Annotated in this window: 1 protein-coding gene; it reads left to right on the forward strand. The window is 65.9% G+C overall.

Features of this window, described 5'->3' with window-relative positions; genetic code table 11:
* Positions 1-252, forward strand: a 252-nt coding sequence (locus ACZ3HG_RS24340; protein WP_465335042.1) for an endolytic transglycosylase MltG, incomplete at both ends; no start/stop codon positions are given.

Here is a 252-nt window from a genome sequence, read left to right on the forward strand (position 1 = left end):
GCCGGCATCACCAAGCAGTCCGACTCGCTCTACAAGTACATGGTGCAGAACAACGTGGCCTTCACGTTCCAGCCCGGGGTCTACAAGCTGCAGCAGCAGATGTCGTCGCCCGCCGTACTCACGGCACTCCGCGACCCGGCGACCCGCCTGAACCACTCGGTCCAACTGCGCGAAGGCCTCACGCTCGAGCAGTCCCTCGACGCGATGTCCGAGCAGCTCACGATCCCGCGCGCCGACTTCGAAGCGGCGGTG

The organism is Erwinia sp. PME.40.26/001, from assembly GCF_055556675.1.